The organism is Allosphingosinicella sp., from assembly GCF_035626655.1.
In the GTDB taxonomy this organism is placed as follows: domain Bacteria; phylum Pseudomonadota; class Alphaproteobacteria; order Sphingomonadales; family Sphingomonadaceae; genus Allosphingosinicella.
This window is the reverse complement of record NZ_DASPNF010000008.1, coordinates 1-24023: the sequence shown is the minus strand read 5'-3', so window position 1 is coordinate 24023 and position 24023 is coordinate 1. Positions and strand designations below refer to the sequence as shown.

General features: G+C 69.1%; 18 protein-coding genes. 7 read left to right on the top strand and 11 right to left on the bottom strand.

Annotated elements, in window-relative coordinates; translation table 11 throughout:
- Nucleotides 1-8: 8 nt before the first annotated feature.
- Genes VEC11_RS07140 through VEC11_RS07125 form a run of 4 tightly spaced genes read right to left on the bottom strand, consistent with a single transcriptional unit; the run spans nt 9 to nt 2712 of the window.
- A complete protein-coding gene (locus tag VEC11_RS07140; protein WP_464129948.1) occupies nt 9-839 on the bottom strand; it encodes a tetratricopeptide repeat protein in 831 nt (276 codons plus the stop codon).
- Between the two features lies 1 nt (nt 840).
- Nucleotides 841-1578, bottom strand: coding sequence for an alpha/beta hydrolase (locus tag VEC11_RS07135; RefSeq protein ID WP_464129947.1), 738 nt, complete (start codon nt 1576-1578; stop codon nt 841-843).
- 47 nt (nt 1579-1625) lie between these two features.
- Entirely contained in the window at nt 1626-2231 is a 606-nt protein-coding gene (locus tag VEC11_RS07130; RefSeq protein ID WP_464129946.1) for a hypothetical protein, read from the bottom strand.
- Between the two features lie 10 nt (nt 2232-2241).
- Nucleotides 2242-2712, bottom strand: coding sequence for a hypothetical protein (locus tag VEC11_RS07125; RefSeq protein ID WP_464129945.1), 471 nt, complete (start codon nt 2710-2712; stop codon nt 2242-2244).
- Between the two features lie 439 nt (nt 2713-3151).
- Here VEC11_RS07125 and thrS point away from each other — a divergent pair, with 439 nt between their 5' ends.
- From thrS to VEC11_RS07110, 3 genes are all read left to right on the top strand, one after another.
- Nucleotides 3152-5158 carry a threonine--tRNA ligase gene (gene thrS, locus VEC11_RS07120; RefSeq protein WP_464130028.1) on the top strand — a complete coding sequence of 669 codons (2007 nt, stop codon included), beginning with the start codon at nt 3152-3154 and terminating at the stop codon, nt 5156-5158.
- Between the two features lie 119 nt (nt 5159-5277).
- The gene (gene infC / locus VEC11_RS07115; RefSeq protein ID WP_464130026.1) at nt 5278-5820 is read left to right on the top strand and encodes a translation initiation factor IF-3; all 543 of its coding nucleotides are present in this window, start codon (nt 5278-5280) and stop codon (nt 5818-5820) included.
- 276 nt (nt 5821-6096) lie between these two features.
- The gene (locus tag VEC11_RS07110) at nt 6097-8964 is read left to right on the top strand and encodes a TonB-dependent receptor (protein WP_464129944.1); all 2868 of its coding nucleotides are present in this window, start codon (nt 6097-6099) and stop codon (nt 8962-8964) included.
- Nucleotides 8965-9045: 81 nt separating this feature from the next.
- Here the strand turns inward: VEC11_RS07110 and VEC11_RS07105 are convergent, their stop codons facing one another.
- Both VEC11_RS07105 and mutS read right to left on the bottom strand, forming a co-directional pair.
- Complete coding sequence (locus VEC11_RS07105) at nt 9046-11787, bottom strand: [protein-PII] uridylyltransferase (RefSeq protein WP_464129943.1); 2742 nt, start codon at nt 11785-11787, stop codon at nt 9046-9048.
- A complete protein-coding gene (gene mutS / locus VEC11_RS07100) occupies nt 11784-14348 on the bottom strand; it encodes a DNA mismatch repair protein MutS (RefSeq protein ID WP_464130024.1) in 2565 nt (854 codons plus the stop codon). The genes VEC11_RS07105 and mutS overlap by 4 nt, the downstream gene beginning before the upstream one ends.
- A gap of 115 nt (nt 14349-14463) precedes the next feature.
- On the opposite strand from mutS, the gene VEC11_RS07095 reads away from it, so the two are divergent.
- Nucleotides 14464-16728 carry an NADP-dependent malic enzyme gene (locus tag VEC11_RS07095; RefSeq protein ID WP_464129942.1) on the top strand — a complete coding sequence of 755 codons (2265 nt, stop codon included), beginning with the start codon at nt 14464-14466 and terminating at the stop codon, nt 16726-16728.
- Nucleotides 16729-16836: 108 nt separating this feature from the next.
- Here VEC11_RS07095 and VEC11_RS07090 read toward each other — a convergent pair whose 3' ends face one another.
- Nucleotides 16837-17319, bottom strand: coding sequence for an outer membrane protein assembly factor BamE (locus VEC11_RS07090; RefSeq protein WP_464129941.1), 483 nt, complete (start codon nt 17317-17319; stop codon nt 16837-16839).
- 124 nt (nt 17320-17443) lie between these two features.
- Here VEC11_RS07090 and VEC11_RS07085 point away from each other — a divergent pair, with 124 nt between their 5' ends.
- Nucleotides 17444-17959: a ubiquinol-cytochrome C chaperone family protein gene (locus tag VEC11_RS07085; protein WP_464129940.1), complete on the top strand. Its 516-nt coding sequence runs from the start codon at nt 17444-17446 to the stop codon at nt 17957-17959.
- Entirely contained in the window at nt 17956-18492 is a 537-nt protein-coding gene (locus VEC11_RS07080; RefSeq protein WP_464129939.1) for a YceD family protein, read from the top strand. The genes VEC11_RS07085 and VEC11_RS07080 overlap by 4 nt, the downstream gene beginning before the upstream one ends.
- On the opposite strand, the gene ssb is transcribed toward VEC11_RS07080, so the two are convergent.
- From ssb to VEC11_RS07060, 4 genes are all read right to left on the bottom strand, one after another.
- The gene (ssb, locus tag VEC11_RS07075; protein ID WP_464129938.1) at nt 18489-18980 is read right to left on the bottom strand and encodes a single-stranded DNA-binding protein; all 492 of its coding nucleotides are present in this window, start codon (nt 18978-18980) and stop codon (nt 18489-18491) included. The two genes, VEC11_RS07080 and ssb, sit on opposite strands and share 4 nt — an antisense overlap.
- 60 nt (nt 18981-19040) lie before the next feature.
- Nucleotides 19041-20978, bottom strand: coding sequence for an FTR1 family protein (locus tag VEC11_RS07070; protein ID WP_464129937.1), 1938 nt, complete (start codon nt 20976-20978; stop codon nt 19041-19043).
- Between the two features lie 187 nt (nt 20979-21165).
- Nucleotides 21166-21807 carry a COQ9 family protein gene (locus VEC11_RS07065; protein ID WP_464130023.1) on the bottom strand — a complete coding sequence of 214 codons (642 nt, stop codon included), beginning with the start codon at nt 21805-21807 and terminating at the stop codon, nt 21166-21168.
- 24 nt (nt 21808-21831) lie between these two features.
- Entirely contained in the window at nt 21832-22734 is a 903-nt protein-coding gene (locus VEC11_RS07060) for a DMT family transporter (protein WP_464129936.1), read from the bottom strand.
- 59 nt (nt 22735-22793) lie between these two features.
- On the opposite strand from VEC11_RS07060, the gene VEC11_RS07055 reads away from it, so the two are divergent.
- Nucleotides 22794-23888, top strand: a complete 1095-nt coding sequence (locus VEC11_RS07055; protein WP_464129935.1) for an alkene reductase — start codon at nt 22794-22796, stop codon at nt 23886-23888.
- The last annotated feature ends 135 nt before the right edge of the window (nt 23889-24023 follow it).

The window sequence follows — 24023 nt, the reverse complement described above, 5'->3', positions numbered from 1 at the left end:
CTGAGTCCTCAGCGCGGGGGCTGCGCCGGAGCCGGCGCCGGGGCCTGAGAAGGCGCCGGCGCCGGTGTCTGCTGGGGCGCCGCCTCCTCGAACTCGCGGACGGTGGCGAGGCTGGCGGCAGCCTGGCGCCCCGCCTCGCTGTCCGGCGCAAGCTCGACCACGCGGCGATAGAGCGTGTAGGCCTCGTTCATATTGCCCGCCTGGCCGAGGATCGTGCCGGCGAGCAGCAATATGTCCGGATCGTTCGGCGAAAGCTGGCGGGCGCGGGCGACGTCGCTGGCGGCGCGCACCAAGTCGTTCGTGCGGCGGGCGAGCGCCGCCGATAGATACCAGGCGAAGCTCTCACCCGGGATGAGCTGCAGCGTGCTGTCCAGGTCGGCGCGGGCCCGGTCCGGATGGCCGAGCGCGACTTGGGCGCGGGCCCGGTCGAGCAGGGCCTGGCCGCGCTGCGCCTGGTCGAGCCCCGGGGTGGTCAGGGCGGCGTCGAGCGCCTGCAGCGCCCGCTGCGCCTCGCCGGCCGCAAGCCAGGCATTGCCCGCCTGGGCCCGGAAGCCGGCCCGGCCGGGATCGCTTGTCGTCTCGGCCTCCTGCGCCGCCTGCTCGTAGACGGTGGCGGCGGCGGCCCATTGCTCCAGCGCGGCATAAGCGAGGCCGAGGCAGCGCCGCGCCATCGGCCGGACGGCGCCCTGCTCCTCGAGCCAGGCCTGAGCCTCGCTCGCCGCCTGCTGCGGCGCGGTGCGGACGAGCGCGATGCAGGCCCGCAGCCGGTCGTTGGCGCTCTGCGCGGCGGGCGGGGCCGGCGTCTGGAGCGCGGCAAGGGCGAGAAGGGAAAGCAGCATGTCAGTCCAGCAGGTTGGAGACGGTTTCGATCAGCAGGTCGATGTCCTGCCCGCGCGAGAGGCGGTGGTCGCCCTGCTTGACGAGGATGGTCTGCACGTCGCCTGAACGGAGCTTCGCCATCAGTTCGGCCGCATATTGCGGCGGCACGTCGCTGTCGCGCATGCCGTGGATGAGACGGACCGGACAGTCGACCGGAATCTCGACATGGAGCAGCCGGTGCGCCTCGGCGCTCTCGAAGAAGGTCCGCGTGGTGACCGTCGGCTCCGGCCCATAGGGATTGGGCTCCTCCAGCCGGCCGTCGCGGGCGATCTGCGCTTTCTGCTCCAGGGTAAAGCCCCAGCCGGTGAAGTCGGGCGCGGCGGCGATGCCCACCAGGGCCGTCACGCGGTGCGGACGGGCGATGGCAAGATGGAGCATCAGCCAGCCGCCCATCGAGGAGCCGACGAGCAGGATCGGTCCCTCGGGCACGACATGATCGATCAGGTAGAGCGCATCGCCGAGCCAGTCGCGGAAGCTCTGCGCCTCGAAGTCGCCGCTGCTGAGCCCGCAGCCGCCATAGTCGAACAGCAGGCTGGCGCGGCCGGTGCGCTGGGCCCAGTCGGCGAGCGCGCTCGCCTTGGTGCCGCTCATGTCGGAGGCATAGCCGGGCAGGAACATCAGGGTCGGGCCGCGGCCGGGACGATGCTGATAGGCGAGCTGGACCCCCTCGCGGGCGGCGGCATAGTCGATGCGGATCATGGCCGCGGCGCCTAGCAGGGGCGCGTCCGGATGGCGAGGGGAGGCAGCTACCGGCCTGCGCTTGCCGCACCGCGCGGCGCGCGGGCGGCGATCGTGGCGGCATTGGCCTGGCGGACACGGTCGAGAAAGGCGCGGGGGCGGCGCATCAGCCCGCGCGGATCCGCCGAAAGGCCGAGCAGGGTCGCGATCTCGGCGACGAAGCTGACGCAATTGCGGCGCATCAGCCGGTAGGAAGGCTGCGGCAGGGCCCGCCAGCGCTCGACCAGCGCCATGACCCGCCGATATTCGTCGTCGCTCAGCATCAGGGCGAAGTGGAAATTCGCGCTTTCGATATAGGGCGGCTCCGCGCTCTCCACGATCCCCTCGACGGCGCCGAACAGGGCGGAAGGACCGATCAGGTTGCGGACCGTGAACCCGAAATTGGCATCGACCGGCTCGCCGGTGGCATCGAGCGTGCCGGTGAGGACGATGAAGGCGTGCGGAAAGGTCGCGCCGAAATCCTTGGAGTGGAAGCGGATCTCGACCGCGGCCTGGGCGGTGCCCGCCCAAAACCAGAACGCAATCCAGGCGAGCAGGTGGCGCAGCCGTCGCCAGCCCTTGTCTGCCCTCCCGCTTTTGCCGCACGACCGGGCCGGCGAGGCCAGCCCGGTCACGGGCGCCGCCTCAGCTGTCCGACGGCGAATCGTCGTCTCCGTCGAAGCAATCGGCCGCGAGGCAGATGACGACACCGGCGACGATGATGCCGCCGATGAGCAGCCAGGTCTTCTTGCCGCCGCCGACCAGGTTCATCGCCCGGCTGCGGTCCAGATTGGCCAGATCGAAGCCGGCGAAGCGGGCAGTGCGCAGCGCACCTTCGCGGTTGAGGCGGATGTCCGCGAAATTGACCCGGCGCGTGATCGTCGTGCCATCCAGCGTCGGGCTGCCGACGCTCTGGCCATAGCCGAGGGTCAGCCCGTAGCTCATCCGCTCGCGGCTCTGCTGCGCGTTGCCGAGCGGGATCCTGAGGTTAAGCGCGATACTCGCCCCGCGCGGCGCATCGAAGCCGGTGAAGCGGTGTTCCTGCGCCATGGCCGGCGCGACGCTCATCATACAAAGGGCGGCCGAGACGGTCGCGGAAACGATCTTCCTTACCATGACATCCCCCTTTCGTGTCTGCCTCCCCAGGACTCGGGAGGCAGGCGCTCATACCATGTTCGTGAAGCGCCCGGAACGAAAAGCCGGGCCGTCGCAGCGCCTCCGGGGCCTGATTTCGTCCGGGATTAGCCTTGCGAATGGTTTTCCACGGAGAACAATTAGTCGGTCCGGGCCGCCCGCGAACCCGCCTCGATCCCGGGCCGGCGGCTGGATTCCTGGGCCCCGCCATTCTATATGGCGCGCATGCGCTGCTTCATCGCCTGTGCGACGACGACTACCACCCCCGGGCTTCCGGGGGCCGCCGCGCTGCGCGTCGCAAGCTGACGCCGCCGGTGGCTCGCCCGGGAACGGGTGAGCCGGCGCCTCTCTCCCGTTCCGGTCTTTCCCTGGGCCGCCGAGCCGTGCATTAGGCGCGCAACGAACAGGAACGGTCATGAACATGCTTTCCATCAAACTTCCCGACGGATCGGTCCGCGAGGTCGAGCGCGGGGCGACGCCGGCGGATGTCGCCGCCGCGATCGGGCCGGGGCTCGCCAGGGCGGCGCTGGCAGCGCGCGTCAATGGCGAGCTGCGCGACATCGGCCGGCCGTTCGACGGCGACAGCGAGCTGGCCCTGGTCACGGCGCGCGACGAGGCGGATGCGCTGGCGCTGGCCCGCCACGATTATGCGCACGTCCTCGCCGAGGCGGTGCAGAGCCTGTTTCCGGGCACGCAGATCACCTTCGGTCCGGCGACGGACGACGGCTTCTATTACGATTTCGCCCCGGCCCCCGGCCGCGGCCCGTTCACGGACGACGAGCTGCCCCTGATCGAGGAGGAGATGCGGCGCATCATCCGCGCCGACAAGCCGCTGAAGCGCGAGGTCTGGTCGCGCGAGGATCTGATCCGGCGCTGGCGGGAGCAGGGCGAGACGTTCAAGGCCGAATGGGCGGCGGAGCTGCCCGAGGGCGAGGAGCTGACGGTCTACCGCGCCGGCGAGGGCGAAGACGCCTGGCTCGACATGTGCCGCGGCCCGCACCTGGCCTCGACGGGCAAGCTCGATCCCGAAGCGTTCAGGCTGACGCGCGTGTCGGGCGCCTATTGGCGCGGCGACCAGAACAATCCGCAGCTCTCGCGCATCTACGGCACGGGCTGGCTCAACAGGAAGCAGCTCGAGGCCTATCTGGTCCGGCTCGCGGAGGCGCAGAAGCGCGACCATCGCAAGATCGGCCAGGAGATGGACCTGTTCCACCTCCAGCAGGAGGCGCACGGTTCGGTCTTCTGGCATCCGAACGGCTTCATTCTCTGGCGCCAGCTCGAGGCCTATCTGCGCCGCCGGCTGGATGCGGCCGGCTATCGCGAGGTGAAGACGCCGCAGATCATGGACGCGCGGCAGTGGGAGCAATCGGGCCACTGGGGCAAATATCGCGAGAATATGTTCGTCATCCCCGACGAGATTCCGGGGACGGAGGAGGATGAGCCGATTCTCTCGGGCAAGGCCGAACTGATGGCGCTGAAGCCGATGAACTGCCCGGCCCACATCCTGATCTTCCGCCAGGGGATCAAATCCTATCGCGACCTGCCGATCCGCCTCTCCGAATATGGCTGCTGCCATCGCAACGAGCCGCACGGGGCGCTGCACGGCATCCTGCGCGTGCGCCAGTTCACGCAGGACGATGCCCATATCTTCTGCCGCGAGGACCAGATCGTCGAGGAGGTGCGGCTGTTCTGCGACCTGCTGGACGCGGTCTATCGCGATCTCGGCTTCCCCGATTATCACATCAAGCTGGCGCTCCGCCCGGAGAAGCGCTTCGGCACGGACGAGATGTGGGACAAGGCGGAGCAGGATCTGCGCGACGCCGTCCACGCAACGGGCCGTGCCACCGAGGTCTATGGCTGGGAGGAACTGCCGGGCGAGGGCGCCTTCTATTCGCCCAAGCTCGAATTCCACCTCACGGACGCGATCGGCCGGACCTGGCAGGTGGGCACGCTGCAGCTCGATTATGTCATGCCGGAACGGCTCGGCGCCGCCTATGTCGGCGAGGACGGCGAGAAGCATGTCCCGGTCATGCTCCACCGCGCCATCCTCGGCTCGTTCGAGCGCTTCATCGGCATCCTGATCGAGCATCATGCCGGCCGCTTCCCGCTCTGGCTGGCGCCCGTGCAGGCGGCGGTGGCGACGATCGTCTCCGACGCGGACGATTATGCCCGCGAAGTGGCGGCGGCGCTGGAAGCGAAGGGCCTCAGGGTCGCGCTCGACGCGCGCAACGAGAAGATCAATTACAAGGTGCGCGAGCACAGCCTCGCCCATACGCCCTATCTGCTCGTCGTCGGCAAGCGCGAGGCCGAGGAGCGCACCGTCGCGCTTCGCCCGCTCGGCGCCGACGCCCGGCAGGAGATGCTGCCGCTCGACCAGGTCGCCGAACGGCTCGCGCTCGAGGCGCTGCCGCCCGACCTGCGCGGCTGAGCGCGACGGAAAATTTGGCAGGAGGGCGCGAAAAGCGCCCTCCTCGCCTTCGTCCATCTTTCATTCAGCGATGTTATTGACTAGGTGAAGCGCTGCTTCAGGCAACAGGAGAAACGACGATACGACCCCCTCTCAACCGGCGTCCCGCCGCGCCGCCGCTCAACGGCCCCCGCTATAACGAGTTCATCTCCGCGCCCAAGGTGCGCGTGATCGATGAGAATGGCGAGAATCTTGGGGTCTTGCTGACCGCCGAAGCGATCGAGCAGGCTGCCGATGTCGGCCTCGACCTCGTCGAGGTTTCTCCCAATGCCGATCCGCCCGTCTGCAAGTTCCTGGACGTCGGCAAGTACAAATATGAGGCCCAGAAAAAGGCCAACCTCGCGCGCAAGTCGCAGAAGACGCAGGAGATCAAGGAGATCAAGATGCGTCCGAACATCGACGATCACGATTATGACGTGAAGATGCGCAAGGTGAACGACTTCATCGCCGAGGGCGACAAGGTGAAGCTGACCCTGCGCTTCCGCGGCCGCGAGCTCGCCCATGGCGAGCTCGGCATGCGCCTCTTGCAGCGCGTCCAGGCCGATGTCGCTGAGACCGCCAAGGTCGAGCAGCATCCGCGGATGGAAGGCCGCCAGATGCTGATGGTGCTTGCTCCGAAATAGGCGTCCGCCTCTCGAAAACGCCTTCGCACGGCGCCGGAGCCCCGCTTCGGCGCCGTCGTGTTGTCCGGCCCGCTCCTGCGCCGCAAATGGAAAGCCAGCCTTTCCGTAACGGCAAGCAAAATTGCCCGTTTCAGCTTGCAACTCATCTGTTGCGGATTTGCCATAAAGCCCCGCAAACCGGCGGGAAACCGCGGCGTTTCCGCTGGCGTAAGGTTTCCGTGCACGTTAGCTTTCGCGCCAAACAAGAAACCAATCGGATTTCGGGGAGGAATCTACATGTCCAGGAAATATTGGCTGCTGTCCGCCAGCGTCGCCGCCCTTGCCATTCCCGGCGTCGCCCAGGCCCAGGACGATCCGGCCCAGCCGACCACCGGCAGCGGCACCGAGCAGGGGGCCGTGCAGACCACTGACGAGCAGGCCGACGACAACAATATCGTCGTGACCGCGCAGGGCCGCCGCCAGATCCTGCAGGACGTTCCGCTCGCCGTCACCGCGGTCGGCGGCGAGAGCATGCAGAATTCGGGTGCGACCGACATCCGCCAGCTGAACCAGCTCGCCCCGTCGCTGCTCGTCTCCTCGACCGGCACCGAGGCCAACGGCTCGGCCCGTATCCGCGGCATCGGCACGGTCGGCGACAATCCCGGCCTCGAAAGCTCGGTCGCCGTGTTCATCGACGGCGTCTACCGCTCGCGCTCGGGCATCGGCCTCAACGAGCTCGGCGACATCGAGCGGGTCGAGGTGCTGCGCGGCCCGCAGGGCACGCTCTTCGGCCGCAACGCCTCCGCGGGTCTCATCCACGTCATCAGCGCCCGGCCCCGCTTCGACTTTGGCGGCCATGTCGACCTGTCCTACGGCAATTACGATTATGTGCGCGGCCAGCTCGGCGTCACCGGTCCGATCAGCGAGCAGATCGCCTTCCGCCTGGACGCGATCTACACGCGGCGCGACGGCTTCTACGACGTGGTGAACGCCTCCGGCGGCACCGAATCCGACGTCAACGACCGCGACCGCTTCTTCGTCCGCGGCCAATTGCTGTTCGAACCCAGCGACGCGGTCAGCGTCCGGATCATCGGCGATTATTCGCGGCGCGACGAATCCTGCTGCGGCGCCGTCTATGTCGGCCTGCTCGAGACCTTCGACCCGACTCCTGGCGTGCCCGGCGACTTCGCCGTCCGCCAGCCCGGCGCCGGCGGCTCGCCGAGCGGCAACCGTATCGTCGACGTCCTGACCAGCCTCGGCGGCACCTTCCCGTCGGCCGGCGATCCGTTCCGCCGGGACATCTCGATGACCCCGGGCACGACCTATCGGGGCGAGACGAATGACTGGGGCATTTCCGGCCAGCTCGACTGGGATCTGGGCGGGGCGAACCTGACCGCGATCACCGCCTATCGGCGCTACAAGAGCGAGCAGCCCTCCGACACCGACTACAGCAATGTCGACATCCTCCGCCGCGACGACGACGGCAACGCCTTCCGCGAGTTCGGCACCTTCACCCAGGAGCTGCGGCTGCAGGGCTCGGCCTTCAACGGCGTGCTCGACTGGCTGATCGGCGGCTATTTCGCGAGCGAGGACCTCGAGGTCCGGGACAATCTGCGCTTCGGCAGCCAATATGGCGCCTTCGCCTCCTGTCGCCTGGTCGCGACGCTCAACCCCAATCCCGCCCTGCGCAACCCGGCGTTGCCAGGCTGCCTCAGCGCGGCCGGCCGCGCCACGGTGGTCTCTCCGCAGGCCTTCGGGCCGCTGCTTGGTCCCCTCGTGCTCAGCGGCCTCGACCGGCTCTCCACAGTCAACAATGTCGGTGACAATTTCTCGACCTACAACCAGGACAGCACGAACTGGGCGATCTTCACCCACAACATCATCAACTTCACCAGCAATCTGAGCCTTACGCTCGGCCTGCGCTACACGCACGAGCGCAAGGAGTTCGACGCCAGCTTCAACAACACCAACACGATCTGCCCGGTCCAGCAGGCCGCCTTCTCGTCCTTCCTTCCGGGAGGCGCCAATGCGGGCGCAGTGCCGGCGACGGCCTCCGCGTTCCTTCAGGGCATCGTCAACCTGACCTGCCAGGGCAATTCGTCGAGCTCGCTCAACGCGCTCAACCTCGCCGACGAGCGCAGCGAGGGCGAGTGGACGGGCACCGGCGTGCTGTCGTGGAAGCCGGTCCCGTCGCTGCTGCTCTACGCCTCCTACTCGCGGGGCTACAAGGCCGGCGGCTTCAACCTCGACCGCTCGGCGCTCGGCCAGCCGATCTTCTCGCCGACCGATCCGCGCCAGTTCGGCGGCCGTAATGCCGGCTTCAACACCGACAATCTCGAGTTCGACGCCGAGACGGTGAATGCCTGGGAGGTCGGGTTCAAATGGACCCGCCGCAACTTCACACTCAACGTGGCCGCCTTCCACCAGAGCTTCAGCAACTTCCAGCTGAACACGTTCAACGGCTCGGTCTTCCTCGTCCAGAACATCAACGGCTGCTCGGCCCTGAACGGCGGCAGCGGCACGGACTCGGATCCGGTCGGCGGCATCAACCCGGCGGGGTCCGGCGGCTGCGCCGAGGACGACGTCCGCTCCGGCGTGACCTCGACCGGCGTCGAGATCGAGATGGCGATCTTCCCGGCGCCGAACCTGCAGTTCACCGCCGGCTTCACCTATGCCGACACCAGCTATCGCAACGACCTGGTCGGCCGCGACAACGGCACGCCGCTCGATCCGGCCCTGTTCCTGCTGCCGGGCGACAATCTGTCCAACGCGCCGCGCTATACGGCGACCGCCTCGGCGACCTGGACGCCGGAGATCGGCAATAGCGGCCTCTCGCTCCTCGTTTATGCGGATGCGCGCCTGACCGCCGACTACAATACCGGCTCCGACCTCTTCCCGGAGAAGGAGCAGGACAGCTATGCGGTGATCAACGCCCGTCTCGGCCTGCGCGGGCCGGACCAGCGCTGGTCGGTCGAGCTCTGGGCGCAGAACCTGTTCGACCAGGATTATCAGCAGGTCGCGTTCAACACGCCGTTCCAAGGCTCCAACAGCCGCGCGCACATCACGAACTTCGGCGCGCCGAGCTTCGCCACGGCCAACCAGCTCTTCTCGAGCTTCCTGGCCGAGCCGCGGACCTGGGGCATTACCGGCCGCTTCCGCTTCTAGGCGCGAAGCCCGGACGGAAAGGGCCTCCGCCGGCGACGGCGGGGGCCTTTTCTCCTGGCGGCGGCATCTGCCTGGCCGGATTCAGGCCGCTTTGCGCCCTGCCGGGCCCGCGCCCGCCGCCGCCTTCTGCAGCGCCGCCTCCAGCCGCCTGAGCAGGGCAGTCGACTCGATCTTCCGGCCGTCGGCCCCGGTCAGGTAGAAGACGTCGACCGCGCGCTCGCCATGGGTCGCGATATGGGCGGAGCGAATGACGACGCCGCAGTCGTAGAGCGCCTGGGTGAGCTCGTAGAGGAGGGCGGAGCGGTCGCGGGCGTTGACCTCGGCGACGGTATAGCGGTTCGAGGCCTGGTTGCTCACGAACACGGCGGGCTGGACGGAGAAGGCCTCGGCCCGGCGCAAGGGCAAGGCCCGCGCCGCCAGCCGCTCCGCCGACGGCTCCTGCCCCGCCAGCGCCTTCAGCACCGCATCCTGCAGCCGCTCGACCTGGTGCCGGTCGCGCAGCGGTCCGCGGCGCCCGTCCTGGACGAGGAAATTGTCCAGCGCCATGTCGTCCGACGTGGTGTGGATGCGCGCGTCGATGATGTTGCCGCCGGCGAGGCTGATCGCGCCCGCGAGCCGGCAGAACAGGCCCGGCTGGTCGTTGACGTAGATGCTGACCAGAGTGGCGCCGCGATGCTCCCGGTCCTTCAGCAGGAGCGGCGGCGCCTCGGGATCGGCCTCGACCGCGGCGACCAGCCGGGCATTGTCCACCAGCGCCTCGGCCGGTTCGGCGAGCCAGTAGGAATCCGAGAGGCGGGCGGCATAGGCGGCGAAGCGCTCGGCCGGCCAGCCCAGCTTCTCCGCGAGCTCGTGCTGGATCGCATCGACCCGCTCGCGCCGGCCCTTCTCCTTGTGCCCGAGCCGGAGCCGTTCCTCGGCCGCGTCGAACAGGGTCTTGAGGAGCTGGCCCTTCCACGCGGTCCAGGTGCCCGGCCCGACCGCGGTGATGTCGACCACGGTAAGCAGATAGAGCAGCCGCAGCCGCTCCAGGCTCTTCACCTCGCCGACGAAATCGTCGATTGCCTTGGGATCGGCCAGGTCCCGCCGCTGCGAGGTCTTGGCCATGAGCAGATGATTGAGCACCAGCCAGGCCACGGTCTCGGTCTCGGCGGCGTCGAGCCCGAGGCGCGGGCAGAGCGCATGGGCGACCTCGGCGCCCAACAGGCTGTGGTCGCCGCCGCGCCCCTTGGCGATGTCGTGCAGCAGCACCGCGACATAGAGCGTCCGCCGCGACGCGATCTGCCGGAACAAGGCGGTGGCGAGCTTGTGCTCCATCTTCAGCAGGCCGCGCTCGAGCCGGGAGAGCAGGCCGATCGCCCGGATACTGTGCTCGTCGACCGTATAATGATGATACATGTCGAACTGCATCTGCGCGACGACCCGGCCGAAATCGGGAATGAAGCGGCCGAACACGCCGGCCTCGTTCATCCAGCGCAGCACGGCCTCCGGATCGCGCTCGGAGGTCAGCACGCCGAGGAACAGCCGGTTGGCTTCGGGGTCGGCGCGCACGGCGCCATCGATCAGCTTCGCGTGGCGCGCCGCTGCCCGCATCGCCAGCGGGTGGATTTCGAGCCCATATTTGTCGGCCAGCGCGAACATGCGGATCAGGCGGATCGGGTCGGCCGCCAGGAAGGCATCGTCGGGCAACGCCAGCCGCCCCCGGTCCAGCAGGAAGCCTTCGAGCTTCCCCGGCCGGCGCCGGAAGGCGGGAAAGCCGAAGCGCCGGCCGCGCCCGGCGAACTGCTCGTCCAGATGGGCGAGGAACACGCCGGTCAGGTCGCCGACGGTTTTCGCGTGCAGGAAATAATGGCGCATGAAGCGCTCGACCGCGCTCTTGCCCGGCCGGTCGGCATAGTTCATCCGCGCCGCGATCTCGCGCTGATAGTCGAAGGTGAGCCTTTCCTCGGCCCGGCCGGCGATCAGATGGAGATGGCAGCGCACCGCCCAGAGGAAGCGCTCCGCGCTCTGGAACTGGCGCAGTTCGGCCGGGGACAACAGGCCGACCTCGACCAGCTCGGCAACGCCGCGCACGCGATAGGCATATTTGCCGATCCAGAAGAGCGCGTGCAGGTCGCGGAGGCCACCTTTGCCTTCCTTCACGTTCGGCTCGACCACGTAGCGGCTGTCGCCCATGCGCTGGTGCCGCTCGTTGCGTTCGTCCAGCTTCTCCTTGACGAAGCCCGCCACCTTGCCGGCCACCACCTCCTTCCAGAAGCGCGCATTGACCAGGTCGTAGAGCGCCTCGTCGCCCCAGACATAGCGGGATTCGAGGATGGCGGTGCGCACCGTCTGATCGGCGACCGCGGCGCCGACCAGCTCGTCGGCGCTGCGCATGCTGTGGCCGACCTTCAGGCCCAGGTCCCAGAGCAGGTAGAGGATCGCCTCGACCACCGTCTCGGTCCAGCCGGTCGGCTTCCAGGGCGTGACGAAGGCGATGTCGACGTCCGAATGGAGCGCCATCTCGCCGCGCCCGTAGCCGCCCACCGCCATCAGCAGCAGCCGCTCCGAGGTGGTCGGATTGGCGAGCGGGTGGAGCCGCGCCGTCACGAAATCATGGGCGAGGCGCAGGATCTGGTCGGTCAGGAAGGCATAGGCCGCGGCCGCTTCCATGCCGGCATAGGGCTTGCTCTCGAGCCGCCGCGCGATCTCGGCGCGCCCTTCGCCGAGCGCTTCCTTGAGGATCGCCGCGCAGCCCGCCCGGTCCGCGCCCTCCAGCCGGGCCATGACCGCGCGCCGGTCGATGATCTCGCGCTGGTGCGGCACAGCGTGGACGCGGGCGGTCATCCGGCCTTGTCCTCGGCCAGCCGCTTCAGCCGATAGACCAGCTCCAGCGCCTCGCGCGGGGCGAGCGCATCGGGCTCCACTTCGGCAAGGGCGGCACGGAGGGCGTCGGGCGCAACCTCCTCCTGCACCGCGGCGGCGAAGAGCGGGAGGTCGTCCAGGCCCGCGGCGATGCCCCCGGTCGCCGCCCTGCCCTCCTCCAGCTTGCCGAGCACCGCCCTGGCGCGGGCGAGGACCGGCGGCGGCAGGCCGGCCAGCTTGGCGACGGCGATGCCGTAGGAGCGGTCGGCCGGGCCGGTGGCGACTTCGTGCAGCAGCACCAGGTCCCCCTTCCATTCGCGGGCGCGGACATGGTGCAGGGTCAGCGCGTCCAGCCGCTCGGCCAACCGGGTCAGCTCATGATAATGGGTGGCGAACAGGCAGCGGCATTTTGCCCGGTCATGGATCGCCTCGACCACCGCCCAGGCGATGGCGAGCCCGTCATAGGTGGAAGTGCCGCGGCCGACCTCGTCGAGGATGACGAAGCTCTGCGGTCCCGCCTGGGCGAGGATGGCGGCGGTCTCGACCATCTCGACCATGAAGGTCGAGCGGCCGCGCGCGAGATTGTCCGAGGCGCCGACCCGGCTGAACAGCCGGTCGACCAGCCCGAGCCTGGCGCGGACGGCGGGGACGAAGGAGCCGGCCTGGGCGAGCAGGATGATCAGCGCATTCTGGCGGAGGAAGGTCGACTTGCCGCCCATGTTCGGGCCGGTGACCAGCCAGAGCCGGGACTCCTCGGAGAGCTTGCAGTCATTGGCGACGAACCGTGTGCCGCTCGCCTTCAGCGCCTCCTCGACCACGGGATGGCGGCCGCCCTCGACCTCGAAGCAGGCATGGTCCTCGAAGCCCGGCCGGCACCAGCCGCCCTCGGCCGCGCGTTCGGCCAGGCCCGCGGCGACGTCGAGCCGGGCGAGCGCGTCGGCGCTGGCGGCGATCGCCTCGGCCCGGGCCAGCGCCGCGCCGGTCAGCTCTGCAAAATGCGCGGCCTCGGCGGCCAAAGCATGGGCGCCGGCCTGGCCGACGCGCATCGCCTGCTCGTGCAGATCGGGAGCGTTGAAGCGGACGACGCCGGCGAGCGTCTGGCGGTGGGTGAAGCCCGAATCCGCAACCATGAGCTTGTCCGCGTTGCGCGCGGGCACCTCGATATGGAAGCCGAGCACATTGTTGTGCCGGATCTTCAGCGTCGCGATGCCGGTCTGGCTCCTGTAGCGCGCCTCCAGCGCCGCGATCGCCCGCCGCCCCTCGCCCCCCGTCGCCCGCAGAGCATCCAGCGCAGCATCATATCCCTCCGCAATATACCCCCCCTGCGCCGTGTCGATCGGCGGCGCGGGGACGAGCGCACGCGACAGCAGGTCGACGAGCGCGCCATGGCCGACCAGCGCGGGCAGCAGGCGGGCCAGCAGGGCCGGCGGCTCGGGAAGGCGGGCAAGGCGGTCGTGCAGCCGCCGCGCCTCGTCCAGCCCGTCGCGAAGCTGGCCGAGATCGCGCGGACTGCCGCGGCCCGCGACCAGCCGGCCGAGCGCCCGCCCGACATCGGGGAGGGCGCGGAGCTGGCGGCGGAGCGAGTCGCGCAGGCCCGCATCCTCGGCGAACAGGGCGACCAGATCGAGCCGCGCCTCGATCGCCGCGCGGTCGAGCAGAGGCGCGCCGAGATCGGCCGCGAGCAAACGCGCGCCGGCGCCGGTGACGCTGCGGTCGACGGTCGCGAGCAGGCTGCCCGCGCGCGTCCCCGAGGCCGAGACGGTCAGCTCCAGGCTCTCGCGCGTCGCCGCGTCGATCATCATATGGTCGCCAGACGACCGGGCGACGGGCGGCCTGAGGAAAGGCAGCGAGTCTCGCGCCACCTCGTCCAGATAGGCGAGCAGGCCGCCGGCGGCGCAGAGCGCGGCGCGGTCGAACTGGCCGAAGCCGTCCAGGGTCGCGACCTCGAACCTTTCCTTCAGCCGACGCTCCGCGGCGATCGAATCGAAGCCGGTCTTCCACAGACCCGCGCCGTCCAGCGGCTCGTTCGCAATCAGCTCCGCCGCGTCGAGCCGGGCCAGCTCCGCATCGAGCGCGCCCGGCAGGATCGAGGCCAGCTCGAACCGGCCAGTGGAGACGTCGGCCGCGGCCAGGCCGTAGCGCTCGCCGACCCTCGCCGCGGCGACGAGCCAGTTGGCCGCGCGGGAATCGAGCAGGGCTTCCTCGGTCAGGGTGCCCGCCGTCACCACCCGGACGATCGCGCGGTTCACCACCGCCTTGGAGCCGCGCTTCCTGGCCTCGGCCGGGCTTTCTATCTGCTCGGCGATGGCCACCCGATGGCCGGCCCTGATCAGGCGGGCGAGATAGGCCTCCGCCGCATGGATCGGCACGCCGCACATCGGGATGGGGGCGCCGTCATGCTCGCCCCGCGCGGTCAGCGCGATGTCCAGGCATTGGGCGGCCACCCTGGCGTCGTCGAAGAACAATTCGAAGAAGTCGCCCATCCGGTAGAAGAGCAGGGACCCCTCGGCCTCCGCCTTGAGCGCCAGATATTGCGCCATCATCGGGGTCGGCTCCCCGCCTGTCTTCGCCTGTGTGGCCATGGTCGGCACGTTAAGGCTTTGCCTTGCCTCCGTCACCAGTGAAGCCCTAGAGCGAACGACAAACAGGGAGAGCGCCGTGAGCGAAGGCAGCAACGTCAAATTCTCGGAGGCCGAGGCCCTGGAATTCCATTCCATGGGGCGCCCCGGCAAGATCGAGATCGTCGCCTCCAAGCCGTTGGCGACCCAGCGCGACCTCAGCCTCGCTTATTCGCCCGGTGTGGCGGTGCCGGTCCGCGCGATCGCCGAGGATCCGGCGAAGGCCTATGATTATACCGCCAAGGGCAATCTGGTCGCGGTCATCTCCAACGGCACCGCCATTCTCGGCCTGGGCAATCTGGGCGCGCTCGCCTCCAAGCCGGTGATGGAGGGCAAGGCGGTGCTGTTCAAGCGCTTCGCCGACGTCGATTCGATCGACCTCGAGGTCGCCACCGAGGATCCGGACAAGTTCATCGAGGCCGTGGCCCTGCTCGAGCCGAGCTTCGGCGGCATCAACCTCGAGGACATCGCCGCGCCCGAATGCTTCATCATCGAGCAGGCCCTGCGCGAGCGGATGAACATCCCGGTGATGCACGACGACCAGCACGGCACGGCGATCATCAGCGCCGCCGGCCTGATCAACGCCTGCTACCTGACCGGGCGCGAGATGAAGGACGTGAAGATGGTCGTAAACGGCGCCGGCGCCTCGGCGCTCGCCTGCACCGCCCTGATCAAGGCGATGGGCGTCCGCCACGAGAATGTCATCGTCTGCGACCGCAAGGGGCCGATCTATCCCGGACGCGAGGGCGTCGACCAATGGAAGAGTGCCCATGCGGTGCCGACCGAGGCGCGGAGCCTGGAAGAGGCGCTGAAGGGCGCCGACGTGTTTCTCGGCCTCTCTGCCGCGGGCGCGCTCAAGGCCGAATGGGTCGACGAGATGGCGCCGAAGCCGATCATCTTCGCGATGGCCAACCCCGATCCGGAGATCACCCCGCCCGAGGCCAAGGCGGCGCGGCCGGACGCGATCGTCGCTACCGGCCGCTCCGACTACCCCAACCAGGTCAACAACGTGCTCGGCTTCCCCTTCATCTTCCGCGGTGCGCTCGACGTCCGGGCGACGGCGATCAACGAGGAGATGAAGATCGCCGCCGCCCAGGCACTGGCCGAGCTCGCCCGGCAGCAGGTCCCCGAGGAGGTCGCCGCGGCCTATGGCGGCATGGCGCATACGTTCGGCCCCGATTATATCATTCCCGCCCCATTCGATCCGCGGCTGATGGAGATCGTCCCCGCCGCCGTCGCGCAGGCGGCGATGGATTCGGGCGTCGCGCAGCGGCCGATCGAGGATATGCTCGCCTATCGCCAGAGCCTCCGCGCCCGGCTCAACCCGACCACCTCGGTCCTCACCCTCGCCTACGAGGCGGCGCGCGCCAATCCGCGCCGAGTCCTGTTCGCCGAGGGCGAGGAGGATGTCGTGCTGCGCGCCGCGATCGCATTCCGCGACGGCGGCTACGGCATTCCCCTGCTGGTCGGCCGCGACGACGTCTACGACCGGCTGCGCGAGCTCGGCGTGGAGGACCCGCAGAACTTCGAGGTGTTCAACAGCCGAAACTATGCGCGTGTGCCCGAGATGGTCGACTATCTGTACGACCGGCTGCAGCGGCGCGGCTACATGCACCGCGAGCTGGAGCGGCTGGTCAACCAGGACCGCAACATCTTCGCCGCCCTGCTCCTCGCCATGGACGAGGCGGACGTGATGATCACCGGCGTCACCCGCCCCTATGCGCAGAGCTTCCGCCAGATCCGCCGGGTGCTCGACCCGCAGGACGGGGTCACGCCCTTCGGCATCCACCTGATGGTCGGCCAGACCCATACGGTGTTCATCGCCGACACGACGGTGACCGAGCGGCCGAGCGGGGAGCAGCTCGCCGAGATCGCCATCCAGACCGCGCAGGTCGCCCGGCGCATGGGTCACGACCCGCGCGTGGCCTTCCTCTCCTACTCCAATTTCGGCAATCCCGAGGGCAGCTTCCTCGAGCGGATCCGCGACGCCGTGAAGGTCATGGACCGGCGCGACGACGTCGATTTCGAATATGAGGGCGAGATGTCGCCCGACACGGCGCTCGATCCCGAGCTGCAGAAGCTCTACCCGTTCATGCGCCTGACCGGCCCTGCCAACGTGCTCGTCATGCCCGGCCTGCAGACCGCCAACATCTCGGCCAAGCTGCTGCGCGAGCTCGGCGGCGATTCGGTGATCGGGCCGATGCTGGTCGGCATGAAGCAGCAGGTGCAGATCGCCCCGATGAGCGCGAGCGCCTCGGACCTGGTGACGCTCGCCGTGCTCGGCGCGGGCCGGATCGTCCGTTAGGTCTCGTCAGTGCGAGGAGCAGGGCGACGAAGCACGCCAGTGGGCCGTGGAGGCCGCACTGGATTGCTTCGCTACTTTCGCAACGACGACCTGGGTTGATCCGGCCGCCTAGCCCGGATTGTCCGCGGTCGGCGCGCTCTGGCCGCGCTGGCCGACGGCGCCGATATTGCCGAACAGCTCCTGCAGCAGGCTGCGGTCGCGGCCCAGGGTCGGCGTCTCGCGGCTGTCAGGCTGGACGTTGACCGCGAGCTCGACGCCGGTGCGCTGCACCGACTGGACGTTGCCCGCATCGTCGAAGCGGACGTGCAGCACGGTCTGCGTGTGCGGCCGCGGCATGGTGAAGGCGGCGGCCCGGGTCTGGCGGGAGACATAATACCAGTCGCGCTGCTCGCGGTCGAACTGGCCGGTGAAGCTCGGGCGGCCGAGCGTGCCGGCGACCGATTCCTTGTTGTCGACGCCGGGCTGGATCGCGGCGACCAGCTGCTCGTCGACCAAATAGCCCTGATGCTCGCGGATCGAGGAACAGCCGGCGGTGAGCGCGGCCCCCAGGCTGAGCGCCAACAGGGCGCGTGATCCGGGACGGAAGGTCATGAATTTGGAACTCCTGAACGCCGGGACAGCCACCTCGGAGCGGGGCGCCGGCCTTGACTAGCCCCTCCAATATGAACATCGGCTAACCGGCGCAAGCCGCAGGCTTATTCTTGGAAGACGATCCTTGTCCCTCTTTCAGCGGATTTTCGGCGAGACGAAGCAGCGCGCGCCGCTGCAGCCGCTCTATGCCGCCATCGTCGCCAGGGGCCGCGCGCCGGCCTGGTATCGCGACGGGCAGGTGCCGGACACGCTGAACGGGCGCTTCGACATGATCGCGGCGATCCTGTCGCTGGTGCTGCTCCGCCTCGAACGGGAGGGCGAGAGCGGCAAGGGGCCGTCCGTCCTGCTCACCGAAATCTTCATCGAGGATATGGACGGCACCCTCCGCCAGCTCGGCATCGGCGACTATGTGGTCGGCAAGCATGTCGGGCGAATGATGGGCGCGGTCGGCGGCCGGCTGACCGCCTTCCGCCAGGGCCTGGCGGACGGCGCGCTGGCGCCGGCCGTGGAGCGCAACATCTTCCACGAGGCGCCGCCTTCCGACGAGGCCCTGGCCCTCGTCGCCCAAGGCCTGGAGCGGTTCGCCGCGGCGCTGGACGGCCTGTCCGCCGAGACCATCCTGGCCGGCGAATTACCGTGACAGGGCCCGAATTCAGCCGGCGGGTCCGCATCGACACGCTTGGCGAGCAGCCGAGGGAGATCGAGGTCGCGGCCGAACCGGCGGAGCGCGCGGCGCTTGCCCGGCGCTTCGGCCTGCTCGGCCTCGACCGGCTGGAGGCGGCGCTCGTCCTCTCGCGCAAAGGCGAGGAGATCGCCGTCGGCGGCACCTTGCAGGCCGAGCTGGCCCAAGCCTGCGTCGCCAGCGGCGCGCCGGTGCCGGCGGCTTTGATCGTGCCCTTCGAGATCCTCTTCCGCCCGCAGCCCGCCGACGGCCGTCCCGACGAGGAGGTCGAGCTCAGCGAGAGCGAGATGGACGTTGTCTTCTACGACAAGGCGGAGATCGACCTCGGCGAGGCGGTGGCCGAGACTCTGTCGCTGAACCTCGACCCCTATCCGCGGGCGCCCGAGGCCGACGCGGTGCTGCGCGCGGCGGGCGTGCAGCGCGAGGGCGAGGAGGAGAAGGAAAATCCCTTCGCCGCGCTGGCGGGGCTGAAGGACAAGCTCAAGCCCTAGAACGGCACGTCGTCGTCCAGGTCGTTGTCGAACGTGGCCGGGGCCGGGCGCTGTTGCTGGCGCGGCGCGGTCGAGCCGAAATCGCTGCCGCCGCCGAAGCTGTCGCCATAATCGTCGCCGCCGCCGCCGCCACCGCCGGAGCCGCGCGAATCGAGCAGCACGAGTTCGCCGCGGAAACGCTGCAGCACGACCTCGGTGGAATAACGGTCGGCGCCCGACTGGTCGGTCCATTTGCGGGTCTGCAGCTGGCCCTCCAGATAGACCTTCGAGCCCTTGTGCAGATAGGATTTGGCGACCCGGCCGAGATTCTCGTTGAAGATGACGACGCGGTGCCATTCGGTCCGCTCCTGGCGGTTACCGTCGCGGTCCTTCCAATTCTCCGAGGTAGCGACGCGCAGGTTCACGACCTCGCCGCCATTGTTGAGGGAGCGCACCTCGGGCTCGTCGCCGAGATTGCCCACCAGGATCACCTTGTTCACGCCCGCCATCGTCAATCTCCCGAAGAATCGGCTTCGGCATAGGACAATGGTGCCCTGCCGCCAAGCGGCTCAGGCGGCGGCCGGCCGGCGGCGGTTGCTCCAGAGGAAACCCGCGACAAGCAGCAGGATCATCGCCCCTTGCGCCGTCATGCTTTCCACCGTCGGATAGATGCCGAGCAGCGGGCTGCGCGGCCAGCCGGCGAGCGGGTTCACGCCGATCATGCCCGCCTCCTGCAGCGCCGCCACGCCCTTGCCGGCCAGCACCACCGCGAGGACTGCAATGAGCGCGGCCGAATATTGGAAGAACTTCGCGATCGGCAGGCGGGCGGACAGGCGCAACATCGCCCAGGCGATCAGGGCCAGCAGGGCGGTGCCCACCGCAATGCCGGCCGCGAGCGCCGCGCCATTCCCCTCCGCGCCCATGGCCGCGAAGAAGATGATCGTCTCAAACACCTCGCGATAGACGGCGATGAAAGCGAGGAAGAAGAGGAACCAGGAGGAGCCTTTCGACAGGGCCGCATCCAGCTTGTCGCGGACATAAGCCTGCCAGGCGCCCGCCTGCGCCTTGCCGTGCAGCCAGACACCGACAAAGAGCAGGATCGCCGCCGCAAGGACCGAGCCGAAGCCCTCGGTTAGCTCCCGGCTCGCGCCGCTGATCGTGATGAAGCTGGTCGCTGCCCACCAGGTGGCGAACCCGGCAACGAGCGCGCCGGCCCATCCGGCATGGACATAACGAAGCTGATCGCGGCGGTCAGCCTTCCTGAGGAAGCCGATCATCGCGATGACGATCAGCAGCGCCTCGAGACCTTCGCGCAGCAGGATGGCGAGCGCGCCGAGGAAAGTCGAGGCGGCGCTTGCCGACTCCGGCGCCAGCGCGCTCTCCGCCCGGGTGAAGAGCGCCTGCACCGCCTCCGCTTCCCGCGCGACCTCGTCGGCGGGTGCGCCGCGGGCCATGGCGGCGCGCAGTCGGCCCATTGCGGTTTCGACCTCCGCAACGAGGCCGCCGTCGCGGGCGTTGAGCACGGCCTCGACCGGTTCAAAGCCGTCGAGATAGGCGTTCAGAGCCAGCTCGGCGCCGCGCGACCGGTCCCCGGCCCGGTAGGCGGCGACAGCCTGACGGAGCAGTTCGTGCGCGACCGCCAGCGACTGCGCGCCCTCGCCGCGGTTCAGGGCCTCGGGATGCGCGCGCAACCAGGCGGTGAGCGCCGCCGCGCGCGACGTGCCGAGTTCGGCCGCGAGCGCCGACGGGGTCAGCGACACCAGCCGCTCCAGATCCGGGATGCGCGCCCGCAATGCGGGATCGGCAGCCCACAGGCGCTCGCCTTCCGCAGCGAGCTCGCCCCGCCAGGCGATCGTGCCGACGTAGAAGGCCAGCGCCCATCGGTCGGCCGGCGGCAGAGAGGCGAAGCTGGCCATCGCCGTGCCCTCGAGCCCCTGCTCGATCACCTGGTAAAGGCCGAACAGGCTGCGCTCGTTCGCCCGCTCGCGGTCGGTAAAGGCGATCGGCGGCGGATCGAGCTGGCGCGCCATGGGTGTGTCGGCCGCTCCGGTGGCGCCGTGGCAGGAGGCGCATTGCTCGGCATAGAGCCGGGCGCCGCGGGCGAGATCGGGCGTCGCAGCGGGGGCGAGCGGCACCGGATAGGCGCCAAGCAGGCGCCGGCCAAGATCGCGGGCCATGCGATCGATCTCCCCCGGCGGCGCCATGCGCGCAATCGCCGCCTGCAGCGCCCGCGCGCCGGTCACGAGCTGTGTCCTGGCCGGATGGGCGGGGAGCGCTTCGAGCCTTTGCGTGACGGAGGCCGAGAATTCGCGCATCTCGGCATACTCGCCCGGCGAGATGACCCGTCCGTCGGCGACCGCGCCGCGATAGTCGACCGCGATATAGTCGAGCAGCCGCCAGGTGGTCTGCACCGCTGCCGTGTCCGCGCGGGCCGGGGCCGGCAAGGCGATCAGCAGGAGGAGGAGCGGCACAAGCAGCCGTCGAACGACACCGGGATTCAGACGCATGATCCCCCACGCAGGTTTGGGGTTTCGGCCTAGCGGCGCTGCGACTGATTATCAATAGCGTGCTCAGGCGGCGGCGGCAACGAGCCGCCGGTTTCGAGTTTCACTTCGCTTTCCCCACCTTTTCGCGCGGGGCTCTAAAGGCGAGGTCTAAGCCTTGATCGGGCGCCTCGGTAGCGAAACGGAGCCGCTATATGGCCGGATAGCGCAGCCGCCCGAGGAAGCGGCTCGGCGAAAAATGCTGGCCGGCCGCGCCCTTCCAGCGCGCCTTGGTCTTCTCGAAACGCATCACGTCCTCGATCCGCCGGTCGAGAAAGACCCTGGTGTCGGCGAGGTCGTCGCTGGCATCGTCGAGGAAGACCATCGTCGTCGAGCCGTAGACGCCGATCAGGATGAGGCGCTTCGAATAATGGTTGAAGTCGGTCGCCGTATCGCCGGCGAGGCGCCAGATGCGGTCGGCGCTTCGCCAGGCCAGAGCGGCGCCGTTGGGGGCGTTGCGCGGCATGGCGAGGATGGCAAGCGCGCGGCGCAGCGCCTCGCGATAGGGCGCAAGCGTCTGCAGTCGGAAGAGGAGCAGGTTGCGAATCCGGTCGCGGATCTTCATCGCCGCGATCTTCTCCGGCGGGAAGGCGGTCAGCATCGCCTTGTCGACCCAGTCGAACCAGGCGTCGATCATCTCCGCGGCGCCGCCCGGAAAGGCCAGCCTTGCCCGGTCGGCCGGCACGCCCAGCTCGCCTGCCGCCATGGCCAGCGCGGCTTCGCCCCAGCCGTCAAAGGCGGCATGTGCGCCGAGCCGGGGGGCCAGGGCCGCCTTCAGCTCGTCCAGGTTCATGTCGAGTGGCTCGACCATCGGCCCTCATTGGCCCTCGACGGGCAGGCTGGCAAGCCTGCGGTCGGGGAGGCGGATCAGGACAAGGGCCGCGCAGACCAGAAGGGCGCCGAGCAGGTCGCCGGCGCCGAGCGCCTCGCCATAGACGAGCCAGCCGATCGCGGCCGAGGCGATGGGCTGGGTCAGGAAGCAGAGGCCGACGAGCACCGGCGAGAGGTGGCCCATCGCGTAGACAAGCAGGCCCTGCCCGACGAGCTGGCTGGAAATCGAGAGGGCAATCACCGGGGTCCAGTCGGTCGGGGTCACCGTCTCGCCCTGCAGCAGGGCAAAGCCGAGCAGGGGCAGCGCACCCGCGGCGGTGGCGATGGCGAGCACCGGCCAGGGCTTCATCGCCCGCCGCGCCCGGTCCACCGCGATCAGGTAGAAGGTGTAGAAGAGGCCGGCGAGCAAGGCGAGCAGGTCGCCGGCGAAATGCTCGGGCGAGAGCTCGTAGCTGCTGCCGAGCAGCAGGATCGTGCCGATCGCCGCCAGACCGAGGGCGAGCGCCTGCGGGGCGCGCGGCAGGCGGCGGAGCAGGAAGAAGCCGTAGATCGCGAACAGGAAGCTTGCGAAATTGCCGAACAGGGTCGCATTGGCGAGCTTGGTGATGAGGATGCCCTCATGCCAGGCGGCGAGGTCGGCGGCGAAGAAGATGCCGCCCGCGGCCACGGCGCCGATCAGGGCCCGGCGCGGGAAGGGCTCGCCTTTGCCCTGCCGCAAAGCGAGGAAAAAGAGGAAGGGCACGGCCAGCGCCAACCGCCAGAAGCCGGCAGAAACCGGCCCGATATGGCCCACATCCTGAGCAAGACGAACCATCCAGGGGCCCGCCGAGAGGAACAGATTTGCCAAGATGAGCGCAGGGAAAGCGAGGCGGCGCGCGGGGTGATGCATTTCACTTTGCAACCCTTATATCCTTTCGCACCCGCAGCATAATCCGATAGGTTTCGCCCATGCCCTCGCTCTTCGATCCGATCAAGCTCGGCGCCGTGGAGGCGCCCAACCGCATATTGATGGCGCCGCTGACCCGTGGCCGCTCGACCCGGGAGCATGTGCCCACCGCGTTGATGCAGACCTATTACAGCCAGCGCGCCGCCGCCGGCCTGATCATTACCGAGGCGACCGGGATCAGCCGTCAGGGGCTCGGCTGGCCCTATGCCCCGGGGCTCTGGACCCGGGAGCAGGTCGAGGGGTGGAAGCCGGTGGTCGGCGCCGTGCACGCGGCGGGCGGGCGGATCTTCGCCCAGCTCTGGCATATGGGCCGGCTCGTCCATTCCAGCCTGGGCGGCGGCCAGGCCGTCTCCGCCTCGGCGACCATAGCGCCGCACAAGGCGCATACCTATGACGGCCGCCAGCCTTATGAGGAGGCGCGCGCGCTTCGCCTCGACGAGATCCCCGATCTGATCGGCGATTATGAGCATGCCGCGGCCAATGCGATCGAGGCGGGCTTCGACGGCGTCCAGATCCACGCGGCGAACGGCTATCTGATCGACCAGTTCCTGCGCGACGGCACCAACCTCCGGGACGACGATTATGGCGGCCCGGTCGAGAACCGCATCCGCCTGCTCCGCCAGGTGACGCAGGCCGTGGCCGACACGGTCGGCGCCGACCGCACCGCCGTGCGCCTCTCCCCCAATGGCGAGTCGCAGGGCGTGAACGACAGCGATCCGTTCAGCCTGTTCCCGGCCGCCGCCGCCGCGCTCTCGGAGATCGGCATCGCCTTCCTCGAGCTGCGAGAACCTGCCCCGGACGGCACGTTCGGCAAGGCCGAGGTCGACCCGGTCCATCCCCATATCCGCAAGGTCTTCAAGGGCCCGCTGGTGCTGAACTCGGACTACACGCGCGCCCGCGCGCAGCAGGCGCTCGACGCCGGCGAGGCGGACGCGATCGCCTTCGGCCGGCCCTATATCTCCAACCCGGACCTGGTCGACCGGCTGCGGCGCGGGGCGGACCTCGCGCCCGACGTCATGGCGACCTGGTACAGCCAGGGACCGGAAGGCTATGTCGACTATCCGGCGCTTGCGAACGAGGCCAGCGAGGCCGCCTAGAGTCTGTACTCATAAAGCTTGCTGATTTGTTTGAGGCTTGATTCAAGGTTGCTGGGAGGAGCCTTGGATGGGACGCTATGATTTGAGCGAGGCGGAGTGGCGGCTGATTGCGCCGTTGCTTCCGGACAAGCCGCG